General features: G+C 54.5%; 14 protein-coding genes. 5 read left to right on the top strand and 9 right to left on the bottom strand.

Features of this window, described 5'->3' with window-relative positions:
• Window positions 1–75 precede the first annotated feature (75 nt).
• Both C0557_RS03225 and C0557_RS03220 read right to left on the bottom strand, forming a co-directional pair.
• Window positions 76–846: an ABC transporter permease gene (locus C0557_RS03225; RefSeq protein WP_208657469.1), complete on the bottom strand. Its 771-nt coding sequence runs from the start codon at window positions 844–846 to the stop codon at window positions 76–78.
• Complete coding sequence (locus tag C0557_RS03220) at window positions 843–1,769, bottom strand: ABC transporter ATP-binding protein (RefSeq protein ID WP_208657468.1); 927 nt, start codon at window positions 1,767–1,769, stop codon at window positions 843–845. The genes C0557_RS03225 and C0557_RS03220 overlap by 4 nt, the downstream gene beginning before the upstream one ends.
• Before the next feature lie 102 nt (window positions 1,770–1,871).
• Here C0557_RS03220 and can point away from each other — a divergent pair, with 102 nt between their 5' ends.
• The gene (can, locus tag C0557_RS03215; RefSeq protein WP_074775049.1) at window positions 1,872–2,534 is read left to right on the top strand and encodes a carbonate dehydratase; all 663 of its coding nucleotides are present in this window, start codon (window positions 1,872–1,874) and stop codon (window positions 2,532–2,534) included.
• A 28-nt stretch (window positions 2,535–2,562) separates the two neighbouring features.
• Here the strand turns inward: can and hpt are convergent, their stop codons facing one another.
• Complete coding sequence (gene hpt / locus C0557_RS03210) at window positions 2,563–3,099, bottom strand: hypoxanthine phosphoribosyltransferase (RefSeq protein WP_051643997.1); 537 nt, start codon at window positions 3,097–3,099, stop codon at window positions 2,563–2,565.
• 202 nt (window positions 3,100–3,301) lie between these two features.
• Here hpt and C0557_RS03205 point away from each other — a divergent pair, with 202 nt between their 5' ends.
• Window positions 3,302–5,692 (top strand): glucose/quinate/shikimate family membrane-bound PQQ-dependent dehydrogenase, encoded by a 2,391-nt coding sequence (locus tag C0557_RS03205; protein WP_208657467.1) that lies wholly within the window; start codon window positions 3,302–3,304, stop codon window positions 5,690–5,692.
• Window positions 5,693–5,786: 94 nt separating this feature from the next.
• Here C0557_RS03205 and cueO read toward each other — a convergent pair whose 3' ends face one another.
• Window positions 5,787–7,373 (bottom strand): multicopper oxidase CueO, encoded by a 1,587-nt coding sequence (cueO, locus tag C0557_RS03200; protein ID WP_208657466.1) that lies wholly within the window; start codon window positions 7,371–7,373, stop codon window positions 5,787–5,789.
• Window positions 7,374–7,516: 143 nt separating this feature from the next.
• On the opposite strand from cueO, the gene C0557_RS03195 reads away from it, so the two are divergent.
• The 3 genes from C0557_RS03195 to speD all read left to right on the top strand — a co-directional run bounded on the left by C0557_RS03195 (window position 7,517) and on the right by speD (window position 9,634).
• Window positions 7,517–7,864, top strand: coding sequence for a YacC family pilotin-like protein (locus C0557_RS03195; RefSeq protein WP_007373185.1), 348 nt, complete (start codon window positions 7,517–7,519; stop codon window positions 7,862–7,864).
• 94 nt (window positions 7,865–7,958) lie between these two features.
• Window positions 7,959–8,819, top strand: coding sequence for a polyamine aminopropyltransferase (speE, locus tag C0557_RS03190; RefSeq protein ID WP_208657465.1), 861 nt, complete (start codon window positions 7,959–7,961; stop codon window positions 8,817–8,819).
• 20 nt (window positions 8,820–8,839) lie between these two features.
• Window positions 8,840–9,634, top strand: a complete 795-nt coding sequence (gene speD / locus C0557_RS03185; protein ID WP_074775042.1) for an adenosylmethionine decarboxylase — start codon at window positions 8,840–8,842, stop codon at window positions 9,632–9,634.
• Window positions 9,635–9,662: 28 nt separating this feature from the next.
• On the opposite strand, the gene yacL is transcribed toward speD, so the two are convergent.
• From yacL to aceF, 5 genes are all read right to left on the bottom strand, one after another.
• Complete coding sequence (gene yacL, locus C0557_RS03180) at window positions 9,663–10,025, bottom strand: protein YacL (RefSeq protein WP_043954975.1); 363 nt, start codon at window positions 10,023–10,025, stop codon at window positions 9,663–9,665.
• Window positions 10,026–10,344: 319 nt separating this feature from the next.
• On the bottom strand, window positions 10,345–12,942 hold the full coding sequence (gene acnB / locus C0557_RS03175; protein WP_208657464.1) for a bifunctional aconitate hydratase 2/2-methylisocitrate dehydratase: 2,598 nt from the start codon (window positions 12,940–12,942) through the stop codon (window positions 10,345–10,347).
• A gap of 272 nt (window positions 12,943–13,214) precedes the next feature.
• Window positions 13,215–14,627, bottom strand: a complete 1,413-nt coding sequence (locus tag C0557_RS03170; protein WP_253073777.1) for a hypothetical protein — start codon at window positions 14,625–14,627, stop codon at window positions 13,215–13,217.
• A gap of 156 nt (window positions 14,628–14,783) precedes the next feature.
• Window positions 14,784–16,208 (bottom strand): dihydrolipoyl dehydrogenase, encoded by a 1,425-nt coding sequence (gene lpdA / locus C0557_RS03165; protein WP_007373177.1) that lies wholly within the window; start codon window positions 16,206–16,208, stop codon window positions 14,784–14,786.
• 203 nt (window positions 16,209–16,411) lie between these two features.
• Window positions 16,412–18,310 (bottom strand): pyruvate dehydrogenase complex dihydrolipoyllysine-residue acetyltransferase, encoded by a 1,899-nt coding sequence (gene aceF / locus C0557_RS03160; RefSeq protein ID WP_208657463.1) that lies wholly within the window; start codon window positions 18,308–18,310, stop codon window positions 16,412–16,414.
• Window positions 18,311–18,319 lie beyond the last annotated feature (9 nt).

The following is an 18,319-nucleotide window of genomic DNA, read 5'->3' as shown; positions in this document are numbered from 1 at the left end:
AGGCCGGAGTAAGTACAAAAAATAGCCCGTCCAGATAAGCTGGCTCTCGTGTGCAAAAGAGCCAGCCCGCAGAGATTAGCTGCGCAGCCCGCGGCCGCGATTGATCAAGTACCAGCAAACCAAATAGAAAGAGATGATAAACACCACCAGCACGGCAACAGTGGTGAACAGCGGAACGTCGGTAATGCCGAGGAAACCAAAACGGAAGCCGCTGATCATATAGACTATCGGGTTCAGGTGCGACAGCGCCTGCCAGAACGGCGGCAGTAGCGTCAGGGAGTAAAATACCCCGCCCAGATAGGTCAACGGCGTTAGCACAAAGGTCGGGATCAGGCTGATATCGTCAAAGGTTTTGGCAAATACCGCATTCAGCAGACCGGCCAGCGAAAACAGCACGGCGGTCAGCAGCAGCGTTAAAGCGACAAACAGCCATGAATGTACCTGAAACGGCACGAAAAATAGCGAAACGGCAGTAACCAGAACACCGACGCACAGCCCGCGCGCTACGCCGCCGCCAACATAGCCAGCAATAATCACATGCGTCGGAACCGGCGCGACCAGCAGCTCTTCAATATTGCGCTGAAACTTGGCGCTGAAGAACGACGATGCGACGTTGGCGTAAGCGTTGGTGATCACCGCCATCATGATCAGCCCCGGCACGATAAACTGCATGTAGGTGAAACCGTGCATTTCACCAATCCGCGAACCGATCAGATTGCCGAAAATAATAAAGTAGAGCGTCATGGTGATCACTGGCGGCACCAGCGTTTGTATCCAGATCCGCATGAAACGCTGGATCTCTTTGTACCAGATACTCTTCAGCGCCACCCAATAGAGCTGCATCATGCGCTTTCTCCTTTTCTGTCATGAACCAGCGTGACAAACAGCTCTTCGAGACGGTTGGCTTTGTTACGCATACTCAACACCTGTACACCCTGCGCGCTGAGCTGGCTGAAAACGCTGTTCACCCCCTGCTCGCGCAGCACTTCGACTTCCAGCGTGGAAGTATCCACCAGCCGGTACTGATACCCCTCCAGCTTCGGCAGCGGGCATTTCGGCGCCAAATCGAGAATAAAAGTTTCCGATTTCAGTTTGGAAAGCAGCGCTTTCATCGAGGTGTTTTCGATCAAATCGCCGCGCTGAATAATGCCGATATTGCGGCACAGCATCTCCGCCTCTTCCAGATAGTGGGTGGTGAGGATAATGGTGGTGCCTTTATCGTTCAGATCTTTCAGGAAGCCCCACATGGAACGACGCAGTTCAATATCCACGCCAGCGGTCGGCTCATCGAGGATCAGCAGTTTGGGTTCATGCATCAGCGCACGGGCGATCATCAGGCGACGCTTCATCCCGCCGGAGAGCATCCGCGCACGTTCGTTGCGTTTTTCCCACAGATCGAGCTGATTCAGGTATTTTTCGCTGCGCACCAGCGCTTCTGTGCGATCCACACCGTAGTAGCCCGCCTGGTTCACCACGATCTGCTGGACGGTTTCAAACGGGTTAAAGTTAAACTCCTGCGGCACCAGCCCCAGCTGGCGTTTGGCGTTGACCACATCTTTTTCCAGGTCATAGCCAAAGACGCTGACGCGCCCGGACGTTTTATTGACCAGCGAACTGATGATGCCGATGGTAGTGGATTTCCCTGCGCCATTCGGTCCAAGAAGCGCGTAGAAATCCCCGGCTTCTACTTTCAGGTCAATACCGCGCAGCGCCTGAACGCCGCCCGGATAGGTTTTTTTAAGCTGCTCAAGCTCCAGTGCAATGGTCATGAAATATCGCTTACCTTTTTTACACTCGATGTGTAGTTTTAAAAGAGGAAGAGTTCACCTATATTAGCGCAACGCACTTACCGTTACAGGTCATCCACTTCCATGAAGGACATAGATACACTCATCAGCAATAACGCACTATGGTCAAAAATGCTGGTGGAAGAAGATCCCGGTTTTTTTGCCACGCTGGCGCAAGCACAAAAACCGCGTTTCCTTTGGATTGGATGCTCCGATTCCCGCGTACCGGCCGAGCGCCTTACCGGCCTCGAACCCGGCGAACTGTTTGTTCACCGCAATGTCGCCAACCTGGTAATTCATACCGATCTGAACTGCCTCTCCGTTGTGCAGTACGCGGTGGACGTGCTGGAAGTCGAACACATCATCATCTGCGGTCACTACGGCTGCGGCGGCGTGCAGGCGGCGGTTGAAAATCCTGAACTTGGGCTTATCGATAACTGGCTGCTGCACATTCGCGATATCTGGTTTAAACATAGCTCGCTGCTCGGCGAGATACCGCCAGAGAGCCGTTTCGATACCCTGTGCGAGCTGAATGTCATGGAACAGGTTTACAACCTGGGCCATTCAACGATCATGCGATCCGCCTGGAAACGCGGCCAGAAAGTGACGATTCACGGCTGGGCCTACGGCATTCACGACGGCCTGCTGCGCAATCTGGAAGTGAGCGCTACCAACCGCGAATCGCTGGAGCAGCGTTATCGCCAGGGCGTCTCCAACCTCAGCAAGAAGCACAACAACCACAAATAATCATTCGGGGCCAGCGGCCCCGATTTTTTTATTCGTCCAGCAGAACCACTTTGCCGACATACGGCAGATGACGGTAGCGCTGCGCGTAGTCAATCCCGTAGCCCACCACAAACTCGTCCGGAATAGCAAAGCCGACAAACTCCACCGGCACGTCCACTTCGCGGCGGGAAGGTTTATCCAGCAGCGTACAGATCGCCAGCGATTTCGGTTCGCGCAGGCTAAGAATTTCACGCACTTTCGACAGCGTGTTGCCGGAATCAATAATGTCTTCAACGATCAACACATCTTTGCCGCGAATATCTTCATCAAGATCTTTCAGAATTTTCACGTCGCGCGTGGTGGACATACCGCTGCCGTAACTGGAGGCGGTCATAAAATCGACTTCGTGAGAAACCTGCACTTCACGGCACAAATCCGCCATGAACATAAATGATCCGCGCAGCAGGCCCACCAGCACCATTTCGCTGCCGCTATCTTTATAACGCTCAGTGATTTGACGGCCCAGTTCAGCGATACGCGCTTTGATCTCCGCTTCCGGGATCATCACTTCCACAGTGTGTTTCATTTTACTAACCATTTGATTTAAAGAGTAATCACTCAAACTCAGGCGATATCCCTAAGAATTGAGATTAAGACGCAAAGTATACCAGCAAATTGATTTCCATTGGCTATCGAACAAGAAAGCTCATTTTGTGATGACGATCACATTTGTTAATGACTATAATTAATTGCTATTAAAAAATTAACAACTTAGATGAGTATCTTTTATGGCGGAAACAAAAACTCAACAACCGAGGCTCCTGATTACGCTGACAACACTGTTTGCAGCGCTTTGCGGGCTGTATCTGTTAATCGGTGGAGCCTGGCTTGTCGCCATTGGTGGCTCCTGGTACTACCCGATCGCCGGTCTGGTGATGCTGGGTGTCACCTGGTTACTGTGGAAAGGGAAGCGCGCTGCGTTGTGGCTGTATGCTGCGCTGCTGCTTGCCACCATGATCTGGGGCGTGTGGGAAGTCGGTTTCGATTTCTGGGCGCTGACGCCGCGAAGCGATATTCTCGTCTTCTTTGGCATCTGGCTGATTCTTCCCTTTGTCTGGCGGCGACTGGTTATCCCATCTGGCGGGTCCGTTGCAGCGCTGGTGGTTGCCCTGCTGATTAGCGGCGGGATCCTCACCTGGGCGGGCTTTAACGATCCGCAAGAAGTGAATGGCACCCTGAGCGCCGATTCAACGCCTGCCGCACCTATTTCGCAGGTAGCGGATGGCGACTGGCCTGCCTATGGCCGCAACCAGGAAGGACAGCGGTATTCGCCGCTGAAGCAGATCAACGCCGAAAACGTGAAGAACCTGAAGGAAGCCTGGGTGTTCCGCACGGGCGATCTGAAGCTGCCGACCGATCCGGGCGAACTGACCAATGAAGTGACGCCCATTAAAGTCGGCGACACGCTGTATCTGTGTACTGCGCACCAGCGTCTGTTTGCCGTTGATGCCGCAACCGGTAAAGAGAAGTGGCATTTCGATCCGCAACTGAATGCCAATCAATCATTCCAGCATGTCACTTGCCGCGGCGTTTCTTACCATGAAGCGCGCGCCGATAATGCCAGCCCGGACGTGGTCGCCGATTGTCCGCGCCGTATTATCCTGCCGGTGAACGATGGCCGTCTGTTTGCCATCAACGCTGACAACGGTAAGCCGTGTGAAACCTTTGCCAACAAAGGTATCCTGAATCTGCAAACCAACATGCCGGACACCACGCCTGGCCTGTATGAGCCGACCTCGCCGCCGATCATCACGGATAAAACTATTGTGATTGCCGGTTCGGTGACCGATAACTTCTCTACCCGTGAAACCTCTGGCGTTATTCGTGGTTTCGATGTCAACACCGGCAAACTGCTGTGGGCCTTCGATCCGGGTGCGAAAGATCCGAACGCGATTCCGTCGGACGAACATACCTTTACCTTTAACTCGCCGAACTCCTGGGCACCAGCGGCCTATGACGCGAAACTGGATTTAGTCTATCTGCCGATGGGCGTTACCACGCCGGATATCTGGGGCGGTAACCGCACGCCGGAGCAGGAACGCTATGCCAGTTCAATCGTGGCGCTGAATGCCACCACCGGGAAACTGGTGTGGAGCTACCAGACGGTTCACCACGATCTGTGGGATATGGATATGCCGTCGCAGCCGACGCTGGCGGATATTAGCGTTAATGGCAAAACCGTTCCGATCATCTACGCGCCGGCGAAAACCGGTAACATCTTCGTGCTGGATCGTACCAACGGCAAGTTGGTTGTTCCGGCGCCAGAAAAACCGGTACCGCAAGGTGCAGCGAAAGGTGATTACGTCAGCAAAACGCAGCCTTTCTCTGACCTGAGTTTCCGTCCGAAGCAAAACCTGAGCGGCGCGGACATGTGGGGGGCTACCATGTTCGACCAACTGGTGTGCCGCGTGATGTTCCAGAAACTGCGCTATGAAGGCATCTTCACTCCGCCGTCTGAGCAGGGCACGCTGGTCTTCCCGGGTAACCTGGGTATGTTCGAATGGGGCGGCATCTCTGTTGATCCAGACCGTCAGGTAGCGATTGCTAACCCGATGGCGCTGCCGTTTGTGTCGAAGCTGATCCCGCGCGGCCCTGGTAACCCGATGGAACCGCCGAAAGATGCAAAAGGCACCGGTACGGAATCAGGGATTCAGCCGCAGTATGGCGTGCCGTTTGGCGTGACGCTGAACCCGTTCCTGTCACCGTTTGGTCTGCCGTGTAAACAACCGGCGTGGGGTTACATTTCCGCCCTGGATCTGAAAACCAACCAGGTGGTATGGAAAAAACGTATTGGTACGCCGCAGGACAGCATGCCGTTCCCGATGCCGGTTCCTGTGCCGTTCAATATGGGTATGCCGATGCTGGGCGGCCCGATCTCCACTGCCGGTAACGTGCTGTTTATCGCCGCAACCGCAGATAACTACCTGCGCGCATACAATATGAGCAACGGTGAGAAACTGTGGCAAGGCCGGTTACCGGCAGGTGGTCAGGCAACACCGATGACCTATGAAGTGAATGGCAAGCAGTATGTTGTCATTTCCGCGGGCGGTCACGGCTCGTTCGGTACGAAGATGGGCGACTATATCGTGGCCTATGCGCTGCCGGATGACGCAAAGTAAGTAAAAATGCCGGATGAGATTACGTATCCGGCATGCTGATCGTAGAAAGCCCGGTAAGCCACACGCTTCCGGGCTTTTTGCTGGTATGCGTTTTTTACACCGTAAATCCTAACATCATGCCGGTATCTTCATGCTCCAGCAGATGGCAGTGCGCCATATAAGCATGCTCTTTCGGCGCATCATATTGAAAACGGACTAACACTTCACTGCGCGCGCCATAGACATTAACGGTGTCTTTCCAGCCTGCACGATGTGCGGCCGGTGGCTTGCCGTTCTCCGATAAAATACGGAACTGAGTGCCATGAATATGGAAGGGATGCAACATCATGTCGCCCTCGCCGGAAATCACCCAGCGCTCATACTCCCCTTTTTTTGCCGCAAAAGCGGGCGTGTTTATATCGAAAGCTTTACCGTTGATGCGGTTGGCATTATGGAAATCAAACCCCTGCGCGCCATGATTCATCTGTCCATGGTCCATATCCATCATCTTACCGTGATCCATGTTCATCATCTGGCCATGTCCCATTTGGCCGTTCCCCATCATCATCCCTGCCATCGCGCTATCGCCATACTTCTTCTGCAACGCCTGCATGCCCATCATGTCGAGCATCGGATCCATCGATAACTGCAACGTCCGCTGCGTTAAGCCTGTCAGCGCAGGTAAACCCGGCACTGAGGCCAGCGAATCCGGCAACGTACCCGAAGCGACGATCTGTAGCGGTTGAATATGTAATACCGGATGCGGCTTATCGAACGGTGCGACCGTCATTCCCATCTGCTGTACCGGCAGCGTCACGATATCAAAGGGTTTGCCATCGCGCGTATCCACCAGCACTTCAAAACGCTCGCCCATCAACATCGGCAGTTCGCTCACTTTTACCGGTTCACTTAATAAACCGCCATCGCTCGCCACCACATACAGCGGGCGCTTATCGCTGGTTGAGAAGTTCAGCGAGCGCGCATTACACCCATTCAGCAAGCGCAGACGCAGCCAGCCGCGCGGCGCGGCATGTTGCGGGTTGATAGCGCCATTGGTCAGCAGCGTATCGCCGAACCAGCCAACCGCGGCGCTCATCATATCCAGCTGATAATCGATCTGCCCCTGCGCGGTAAACCTTTTGTCCTGCACAATAACCGGCACATCATCAATGCCCCACTGCGTCGGTAGCCGCAACTGGCGAATAGCGTCATCTTCTATCAGCACCAGCCCCGCCAGCCCCATAGCAACCTGACGGCCGGTTTTGCCATGCTGATGCGGATGGAACCAGCAGGTCGCAGCCTGCTGCGTGGGCGTAAAGGTAACAGAACGACGACCGCCCGCTTTGATGACGCCCTGCGGCCCGCCGTCAACATCGCCAGGCACCTCCACCCCGTGCCAGTGAACGGTCGTCTCTTCCGCGAGGGTGTTACGAATATCAATCGTCACCTGCTTTCCCTGACGCAGTTGTAACGCTGGCCCTAACAGTGCGCCGTTATACCCCCAGGTGGCGGCTTTGTTCGTGCCAAATAGCGTTTCTCCTGCTTGCACTGTCAGCGCGATACGCCCTTGCGCATCGGCACTGAGCAGCGGGGGAATGGGGAGCGCCGGGCGTTCCGCGGCGAACAGTGAGCGACTCCACAGCGGTAAGGCGCTTAGCACGCCCAGCGTGGCGGAATATTTCAAAAAATCTCGACGTTGCATGGCATTTCCTTATCTGTTGCAGACGATATTTTGAGCTTAAACCTTTCCCCAGCCGGAAGGTCAAGAAAAGAGGTAATAATAAATATCGTCGCCTTATGCGGACTGTGCTAACGTTTAAATTCCGTTACACCGTGGTAGAAATAATGAAGACGTTTTTCAGAACAGTACTCCTTGGCAGCCTGCTGGCTGTCTCCGTGAACAGTTATGCGCTAAGCGAATCCGAAGCCGAAGACATGGCCGATCTCACGGCGGTGTTTGTCTTTCTGAAAAACGACTGCGGTTATAACAATTTACCCAACGGGCAGATCCGCCGTGCGCTGGTATTTTTCGCCCAGCAAAACCAGTGGGATCTCAGCAACTATGATGCATGGGACATGAAGTCGCTTGGCGAAGATAGCTACCGCGATTTGAGCGGCATTGGCATTCCCACCGCCAAAAAATGCAAAGCGCTGGCCCGCGACTCCTTAAGCCTGCTCGCCTACGTGAAGTAAGCTGTCGCCATGGTTAAACTCTGACCGTGCAACCACGGGCAGAGTTAGCTATTATGTTGCGCCCGTTTCACGGGTGTTAACAAAGGAGCAACCAATGGCCGACAACACGATGTGGCAAGAGACGCTGCATGACCATTTTGGTCAGTACTTTGCTGTGGATAAGGTGCTTTATCACGAAAAGACCGATCACCAGGATCTGATCATTTTCGAGAACGCCGCCTTTGGCCGCGTAATGGCGCTGGATGGCGTGGTACAAACCACCGAACGCGACGAATTTATCTACCACGAAATGATGACCCATGTTCCGCTGCTGGCGCACGGCAACGCAAAACATGTGCTGATCATCGGCGGCGGCGACGGTGCAATGCTGCGTGAAGTAACCCGCCACAAAAACATCGAAACCATCACCATGGTAGAAATCGACGCGGGTGTCGTCTCTTTCTGTCGCCAGTACCTGCCGAAGCACAACGCGGGCGCATACGACGATCCACGGTTCCATTTGGTGATCGATGATGGCGTCAACTTTGTTAATCAGACCGACAAGACGTTCGACGTGATCATTTCCGACTGTACCGATCCTATTGGTCCCGGCGAAAGCCTGTTCACTTCAGCGTTCTACGAAGGCTGCAAACGCTGCCTGAATGCTGGCGGGATCTTTGTCGCGCAAAACGGCGTCAGCTTCCTGCAACAGGATGAAGCCGTCGGCAGCCATCGCAAGCTGAGCCACTATTTTAGCGACGTCAGCTTCTACCAGGCCGCCGTACCGACCTATTACGGCGGTATTATGACCTTCGCCTGGGCCACGGATAACGAGGTGTTGCGCCATCTTTCGACCGAGATCATCGCCGCCCGTTTCCACAATGCCGCACTCACCTGCCGTTACTACAATCCGGCGATTCATACCGCAGCATTCGCTCTGCCACAATATCTGCAAGACGCGTTGTCTGCACAGTGACTCTAAGGGGGTGATAAAAATTGAAAAAGCTTAAACTGCATGGCTTTAACAACCTGACCAAAAGCCTGAGTTTTTGTATCTACGACATCTGCTACGCCAAAACCGCAGAAGAGCGTGACGGCTATATTGCCTACATTGATGAACTCTATAACGCCAACCGTTTGACCGAGATCCTGACGGAAACCTGTAACATCATCGGTGCCAATATCCTGAATATTGCCCGTCAGGATTACGAACCGCAGGGCGCAAGCGTCACCATTCTGGTGAGCGAAGAACCGGTCGATCCACAGTTGATCGACAAAACAGAGCACCCCGGTCCGTTGCCGGAAGCGGTGGTAGCGCATCTGGATAAGAGCCACATCTGCGTACATACCTACCCGGAAAGCCACCCGGAAGGCGGTTTGTGTACGTTCCGCGCCGACATTGAAGTCTCTACCTGCGGTGTGATTTCACCGCTGAAGGCGCTGAATTACCTGATCCACCAGCTTGAGTCCGATATTGTCACCGTCGATTATCGCGTTCGCGGCTTCACGCGTGACGTTAACGGCATGAAGCACTTTATCGATCACGAGATTAATTCGATTCAGAACTTTATGTCTGATGATATGAAATCGCTGTATGACATGGTGGACGTTAACGTTTATCAGGAAAACATCTTCCATACCAAAATGTTGCTGAAGGAGTTCGACCTGAAGCACTACATGTTCCATACCAGGCCGGAAGATCTGACGCCTGAAGAGCGCAAAGAGATCACCGAAGCACTGTGGAAAGAGATGCGCGAGATCTACTACGGCCGAAATATCCCGGCCGTGTAACGCGCGAAGGGAGCAAGGAGGCTCCCGGTTAGCGTTGTTTCAGGAACTGACGGTAGGCTGCCACCACTTGCAAAAAGTCTTCCACGCCGCACAGCGAGAGACTCTCTTCATCGTAGTAGCTCATCCCCTCTTCTATCTCGTCGCCGGAAAACTCCAGCTGATTGGCACGAACCATCACTTCCTCGCCATCCAGCCACAGCGTATATTCATGCCCGGCACGCTGCCAGGATCGCTCGCTGCCTTTCACTGTTTTTGCCGCCTGCTCAACTTCGTCCAGCAGAGCCAGGTTCTCTTTCACCTCTTCATTGAACCAGTGCCCGACTGCTTCGTGCCCCATCGACATACGCACCTTAACGGTTCCGGTGACATCGCGCAGAAATTCGTAATCCATAGTTGCTTCCTCTTGCAGGCCTGATAACCGCCTATGCAGTAATTATCGCAGCACAATACAAGAAAAACAGCACAGCAACCGGAAGCGTTGCAAAATATCCTTCTGCCTGCGCAGAAATCACCCGCTGGCCATCAACACCCGTTGATCAATCGGTTTGAGCCAGGCAAACATCGCTTCCCGCGCCCGCTAAATGCGGCACGTAAGCAGCCTGGTTTTTTTATGGAAATAGCAGGGTTTGAGAAATATTTGCTGCGCTTAAACGAAACTTATTTGCGCAGTGAGGCGGGAAAAAAAGCCACCCCGAAGGGTGGCTTGTCACTCAGACGGCGGTCTGGAAAATCACGCCGTCGGCTTTTTCGGTGTACTGATTAAGCTGGTCGAAGTTCAGGTAACGGTAGGTGTCCACCGCGGTCTTATCAACCTGAGCAATATAGGTCTGGTACTCTTCCGGCGTCGGCAGTTTACCGATCAGCGCGGCAACCGCTGCCAGCTCTGCAGAAGCCAGGTAGACGTTTGCACCGGTACCTAAACGGTTCGGGAAGTTACGCGTCGAGGTCGAAACCACCGTTGCGCCATCGGCCACACGCGCCTGGTTACCCATGCACAGGGAACAGCCCGGGATCTCGATACGCGCGCCGCTCTTACCGAACACGCTGTAGTAGCCCTCTTCCGTCAGTTGCGCAGCATCCATACGGGTTGGCGGCGCCACCCACAGACGGGTCGGCAGCTGGCCTTTGTGGCTGTCCAGCAGCTTACCGGCGGCGCGGAAGTGACCGATGTTGGTCATGCAGGAACCGATGAACACTTCATCGATGCTGGCGCCCTGCACGTCAGACAGCAGACGCGCATCATCCGGATCGTTCGGCGCACAGAGGATCGGCTCTTTGATTTCCGCCAGATCGATGTCGATCACCGCCGCATATTCTGCGTCAGCATCGGCTTCCAGCAACTGTGGATCCGCCAGCCATTTTTCCATGCCCTGGACACGACGCTCCAGCGTACGACGGTCGCCGTAGCCTTCTGCAATCATCCATTTCAGCAGCACGATGTTGGAGTTCAGGTACTCGACGATCGGCTCTTTGTTCAGCTTGATGGTACAACCGGCAGCGGAACGTTCAGCGGAAGCATCGGTCAGCTCAAACGCCTGCTCGACTTTCAGATCCGGCAGACCTTCGATTTCCAGAATGCGGCCGGAGAAGATGTTTTTCTTGCCTTTCTTCTCAACGGTCAGCAGACCCTGTTTGATGGCATACAGCGGGATAGCATGCACCAGATCGCGCAGTGTGATGCCCGGCTGCATTTTGCCTTTAAAGCGCACCAGCACCGATTCCGGCATATCCAGTGGCATGACGCCGGTCGCGGCGGCAAATGCCACCAAGCCGGAACCCGCCGGGAAAGAGATGCCGATCGGGAAACGGGTGTGGGAATCACCGCCGGTGCCGACTGTATCCGGCAGCAGCATGCGGTTCAGCCAGGAGTGGATCACGCCATCGCCCGGACGCAGGGAAACACCGCCACGGTTCATAATGAAGTCCGGCAGCGTATGGTGCGTGGTGACGTCAACCGGCTTCGGATAAGCAGCGGTATGGCAGAAGGACTGCATCACCAGATCGGAAGAGAAGCCCAGACACGCCAGATCTTTCAGTTCGTCACGGGTCATCGGGCCGGTGGTATCCTGGGAGCCGACAGAGGTCATTTTCGGTTCGCAATAGGCGCCCGGACGGACACCTTGCACGCCGCATGCGCGCCCTACCATTTTCTGCGCCAGCGAGTAACCACGGTTACTTTCTGCCACATCTTTTGCCTGACGGAATACGTCGCTGTGCGGCAGCCCCATCGCTTCACGCGCTTTGGTGGTCAGGCCGCGGCCTATAATCAGCGGAATGCGGCCGCCGGCGCGCACTTCGTCGATCAGCACATCGGTTTTCAGTTCAAAGCTGGCCAGCAGTTCGCCGGTTTCGTGGTTGCGCACTTCGCCTTTGAACGGGTAAACGTCAATCACGTCGCCCATGTTCAGGCTGCTGACATCCACTTCGATCGGCAACGCACCGGCATCTTCCATGGTGTTAAAGAAGATTGGCGCGATTTTGCCGCCCAGCACCAGGCCGCCGCCGCGTTTGTTCGGCACATGAGGAATGTCATCGCCCATAAACCACAGTACGGAGTTGGTGGCGGATTTACGTGAAGAACCAGTACCCACAACATCGCCAACGTACGCCAGCGGGAAACCTTTCTGTTGCAGGGCTTCGATCTGTTTGATCGGGCCAACAGCACCCGGTTGATCCGGTTCAATGCCTTCGCGGGCGTTTTTCAGCATCGCCAGCGCGTGCAGCGGGATATCCGGGCGCGACCAGGCATCCGGTGCCGGAGAGAGATCGTCGGTGTTGGTTTCGCCCGTCACTTTGAAGACGGTAACGGTAATTTTTTCCGCCAGCGCCGGACGGTTCAGGAACCACTCGGCATCGGCCCAGGATTGCATCACCTGCTTCGCATAAGCATTGCCCGCTTTGGCTTTCTCTTCCACATCGTAGAAGTTATCGAACATCAGCAACGTATGGGACAGCGCTTTGGCAGCAATCGGCGCCAGTTTGTCATTATCCAGCGCATCAATCAGCGGATGGATGTTGTAGCCCCCTTGCATAGTGCCCAGCAGTTCGATGGCTTTTTCAGGGGTAACCAGCGGGGAGGTGGCTTCGCCTTTGGCGACAGCGGCAAGGAAACCCGCTTTTACATAGGCGGCTTCATCAACGCCTGGCGGGACACGGTTGGTCAGCAGATCAATCAGGAATTCTTCTTCGCCAGCAGGCGGGCTTTTCAGCAGCTCGACAAGGCCTGCCATTTGGGTTGCATCTAATGGTTTTGGCGCAATCCCCTCAGCGGCACGTTCAGCTACGTGCTTACGGTATTCTTCTAGCACGACGGTTCTCCTCGCTCTCATTGTCATAATGCGGCAGGCGTTTCTCTTCACGCTCCTGTGAGACAGCAGTTTGTAGGGTAAATCCGCGAACCGCGTCGGGCAGCATAGCAGGATTTTCAGGGGGTGTTAATCTGTTTACAAAAAAGCAACATTAAATACTTGCTGAATCGTTAAGGGCGGAATAATGCAGGCTACAGACGGTTTTAACGAAACAGAATCGACGCTAAAAACCATGAAAAACGGCTCCGCAGAGCCGTTTTGTGATGACGGGGTTATGCAGATTTCAGCAGCGAAAGCACGTTACTGCGCGCGTACTGCAACGGCGTGACCGTCTGATCCACCAGCTCGCCGCGCACATATTTTTTCACCGTTTCACGATTATTCACTTGTTCGTTGTGACCAACAGATCCCAGCATCCCACGGTTGTTGTAATTCAGCGTAGTCGTACTCTCTTCATCATTTTCCAGCAGATGATAGGTGTAGTTCTGCGACGACTTCATCTTATTCAGCGCCAGCGGAATCGAGGGATCGAGCGCTTCATGCCAGGCCGCGCTAATGTGGCTGCGCGAGGTCTGTTTCACGCTTTTTGAACCGTCGCTGAGCTCGTTTTCTGTCGTCGACTGGGATGCCTGATAAGAGAAACGATCTTTCTCATCATCGCGCGCCGGGTTGGTCGATTTCTCAGTCTGCGTCAGCGACAGCGAGAAATCGTTCAGCCCGCTCAGTTGCGACTGGCCGCTGTTATCAACGCGAATATCCGCACCAACCGTAATCGCAGTACGCTCCGCGCTGGCGGTGGTGTTTAACGCGCGGAACACCGACTTCAGCGCATCCATCTGATCACGATCGCCGTGCCCGGTCGAGCGAGCCTTGTCAAACTTGGTATCGTAGGCGCTTAACGTGGCCTGTTGCTGAGCATAGTCGCCAGCCAACGTTGGATTCGACAGGTCGCTGCTCACTTTCAGCGAGAAATCCTTATCCTGATAGGCGACATAGCGTTCGGTGGTGCTGGCATGGAAATTCAGCGACTGTACCGAATCATCATCAGCGCGAACGTCCGTTTTTAAATCCACGGATTTCAGCACGCTGCTGTCAAAGTTGGTTAGCCCGGAAATATCGATTTTCGGCGGATTTTGCCCCAGTCCGCTTAGCGCTTTCTCAAGCGATGCGCCCAGGTTCGCGACGGCCGCGGCTTCATCATCATTCAGCGCTTCACCGTCGGTTTTTAACTCCACCACCACGCCATCATCTTTCTGCGCCATGCTGAGGTGCAAGGTGGAACCCGACTGCGTCACGATATCCAGCGAAACCGCAGATTGCTGACCCGCGGCTCCCGCTGTGGCGCTGGTAACGGCGTGGGTGACGTCGGTACGACTCTCTTTCAGATTGCTCAGCAATGTGCTGCCAATGCTGCCTAAAGGAGATAACGAGTTACTGCCGACGGCTGCCTGCAATAACCCCTTCATCACAGAATCTTGTGGTGAAGTCGCGCTGAGTTTCTTCGGCGACAGGCTGTAAACCGCTGCAATATCAGACGTCTGGCTGCCAAACATCACTTTTGTCGAAGAGGGTGCTTCGACAGGCGTGGCAGCACGGGTAGTTGTGCGAACCGTGGTGCTCGCCAGGGAAGTTGACGCCACTCTCATTGCTGATGAGAGCGATGACAGATTAAGTCCGGTGATCATGACGATAAACTCCTTATCTCGCCGGGAATGGCCGTAGGCGTTACTATCGGCAAAATCTGCGTAATATTTATACCTCTGGCAGTGAAAAACGCTGTTACCTGGTAAAATTGGCGTAAAAAAAACGCCTCCGAAGAGGCGCTTATTGTCTGCGAAAACTTATTTCTTTTTCGCTTTCGGGTTCGGCAGGTCGGTGATGCTACCTTCGAACACTTCTGCGGCCAGGCCAACAGATTCGTGCAGCGTCGGGTGCGCGTGAATGGTCAGCGCGATATCTTCCGCGTCGCACCCCATTTCGATCGCCAGACCGATTTCACCCAGCAGCTCGCCGCCGTTGGTGCCGACAATCGCGCCACCGATAACACGGTGCGTCTCTTTGTCGAAAATCAGTTTGGTCATACCGTCAGCACAGTCGGAAGCGATAGCACGGCCAGAAGCAGCCCACGGGAAGGTGGCGGTTTCGTAGCTGATGCCTTTCTCTTTCGCTTCTTTCTCAGTCAGACCAACCCATGCAACTTCTGGCTCGGTGTAAGCGATAGACGGGATAACTTTCGGATCGAAGTAGTGTTTCTTACCGGCGATAACTTCAGCGGCCACGTGACCTTCATGCACGCCTTTGTGCGCCAGCATCGGCTGACCGACGATATCGCCGATAGCAAAGATGTGCGGCACGTTGGTGCGCAGCTGTTTGTCAACGCGGATGAAGCCACGCTCGTCCACTTCAACGCCTGCTTTGCCGGCATCGAGGTTTTTACCGTTCGGTACACGACCGATAGCCACCAGCACGGCGTCATAACGCTGCGCTTCAGCAGGGGCTTTTTTGCCTTCCATGGAAACGTAAATGCCGTCTTCTTTCGCTTCAACGGCAGTCACTTTGGTTTCCAGCATCAGGTTGAATTTCTTGCTGACGCGTTTGGTGAAGACTTTAACGATATCTTTGTCTGCTGCCGGGATAACCTGGTCGAACATTTCAACCACGTCGATCTCTGAACCCAGCGCATGGTACACGGTACCCATTTCCAGACCGATGATACCGCCGCCCATAACCAGCATACGTTTCGGTACGGATTTCAGCTCCAGCGCATCGGTGGAATCCCATACGCGCGGATCTTCATGCGGAATGAACGGCAACTGAATCGGACGGGAACCCGCCGCGATGATAGCGTTGTCGAAGTTGATCACGGTTTTGCCGTTTTCGCCTTCAACTTCCAGGGTGTTCGCCCCGGTGAATTTACCCAGACCGGTGACCACTTTCACTTTACGGCCTTTCGCCATACCCGACAGACCACCGGTCAGTTGGGTGATCACTTTCTCTTTCCAGGTACGGATTTTGTCGATATCGGTTTTCGGCTCGCCGAAGACGATACCGTGTTCAGCCAGCGCTTTGGCTTCTTCGATAACTTTTGCTACGTGCAGCAGCGCTTTAGAAGGGATACAACCTACGTTCAGACAAACACCGCCGAGGGTGCTGTAACGTTCAACGATGACGGTTTCCAGACCTAAATCAGCGCAACGGAAGGCAGCAGAGTAACCTGCCGGGCCTGCCCCAAGTACCACGACCTGAGTTTTGATTTCAGTACTCATCATGACCTCTTATTGATTTCCGGCGGTCAGGGGTACTTCGTGTCGCCCTTCATCCACCGGGACGTTCTATCCGCCCGCAGTTTACAAAAATGTTAACAATTTTGAAACAACAAACGGCAAACGATTTGTCCTTTGCCCCTGATAACCCCAAAAGCCCAATGAGATTATCAGAAAAAAGCCGGCCGTCAGGCCGGCTTTCCCGATTACATCACCAGACGGCGAATGTCCGACAGCATATTGTTGATGATAGTGATAAAGCGCGCACCATCAGCACCGTCAATCACACGGTGGTCGAAGGAGAGCGAAATCGGCATCATCAGGCGCGGCACGAACTCTTTACCGTTCCAGACCGGCTCCATTGCAGATTTGGAGACGCCCAGGATAGCCACTTCCGGCGCGTTCACAATCGGCGCGAAGTGGGTGGTACCCAGGCCGCCGATGCTGGAGATGGTGAAGCAACCGCCCTGCATTTCGCCAGCGGTCAGCTTGCCATCACGCGCTTTTTTGGAGATGACAGTCAGTTCGCGGGACAGCTCAGTAATGCTCTTCTTGTTCACGTCTTTAAAGACCGGAACAACCAGACCATTCGGCGTATCCACCGCAACACCGATGTTGATGTATTTTTTCAGCGTCAGCTTCTGACCATCTTCAGACAGAGAGCTGTTGAAGCGCGGCATTTGCTCAAGCGCCGCAGCAACGGCTTTCATGATGAAGACAACCGGGGTGAATTTCACGTCCAGTTTGCGCTTCTCAGCTTCGGCGTTTTGCTGTTTACGGAACGCTTCCAGATCGGTGATATCGGTTTTATCGAAGTGCGTAACGTGCGGGATCATCACCCAGTTACGGCTCAGGTTAGCACCCGAGATTTTCTGGATACGGCCCAGTTCCACTTCTTCGATTTCACCAAACTTGCTGAAGTCCACTTTCGGCCACGGCAGCAGACCCGGCAGAGAACCACCGGTTGCACCAGCGGCAGGCGCGGATTCAGCGCGTTTGATCGCTTCTTTCACGTAAGCCTGAACGTCTTCGCGCAGGATGCGGCCTTTACGGCCGGTGCCTTTCACTTTCGCCAGGTTAACGCCGAATTCGCGCGCCAGGCGGCGGATCAGCGGCGTCGCGTGGACGTAAGCGTCATTTTCAGCAAAGTCAGATTTGCCTTCAGCTTTCGCCGGAGCCGGTGCTGCAGCCGGTTTTGCCGCCTGAGCAGCAGGAGCCGGAGCCGCAGCAGCAGCCGGAGCGGCGGCAGGTGCCGCGCCTTCCACTTCAAACACCATGATCAGAGAGCCGGTGGAGACTTTATCGCCCACGTTTACTTTCAGCTCTTTTACGGTACCGGCGAACGGTGCCGGAACTTCCATAGAGGCTTTGTCGCCTTCTACGGTGATCAGTGACTGTTCAGCGGAAACTTTGTCGCCCACTTTTACCAGCACTTCGGTCACTTCAACTTCGTCACCGCCGATATCCGGTACGTTAACGTCTTTCGGACCAGAAGCCGCTGCTGCCGGCGCGCTTGCCGCAGCCGGAGCTGCCGCCTGTGCCGGAGCCGCTGCCGGGGCAGCGCCTGCAACTTCGAAGATCATGATCAGGGAACCGGTGGAAACTTTGTCGCCGGTGTTGATTTTGATCTCTTTAACCGTACCCGCGAACGGTGCCGGAACTTCCATAGAGGCTTTATCGCCTTCTACGGTGATCAGAGACTGTTCAGCCGCAACGGTGTCGCCCACTTTGACCAGGATCTCGGTAACTTCAACTTCGTCGCCGCCAATATCCGGTACGTTAACTTCTTTGGCAGCCGCAGCGGCCGGAGCAGCAGCCGGTGCCGCTTCTTTCTTCTCTTCTGCCTTAGCAGGTGCAGCGGCTGCTGCACCATCGGCGGAATCGAAAATCATGATCAGTTTACCGGTCTCGGTTTTATCGCCGACAGAGACTTTGATCTCTTTAACGATGCCAGCCTGCGGAGACGGGACTTCCATAGAGGCTTTATCGCCTTCTACGGTGATCAGCGACTGTTCAGCTTCAACTTTGTCGCCCACTTTGACCAGGATCTCGGTGATTTCAACTTCATCAGCCCCGATGTCCGGTACATTGATTTCGATAGCCATTATCTCTTT

Origin of the sequence: Kosakonia sp. MUSA4 (assembly GCF_013085925.1) — a bacterium.
Classification (GTDB): Bacteria; Pseudomonadota; Gammaproteobacteria; order Enterobacterales; family Enterobacteriaceae; genus Kosakonia; species Kosakonia sacchari_B.
Note: the sequence above shows the minus strand (reverse complement) of the source record. Positions and strands in the feature narration are given on the sequence as shown.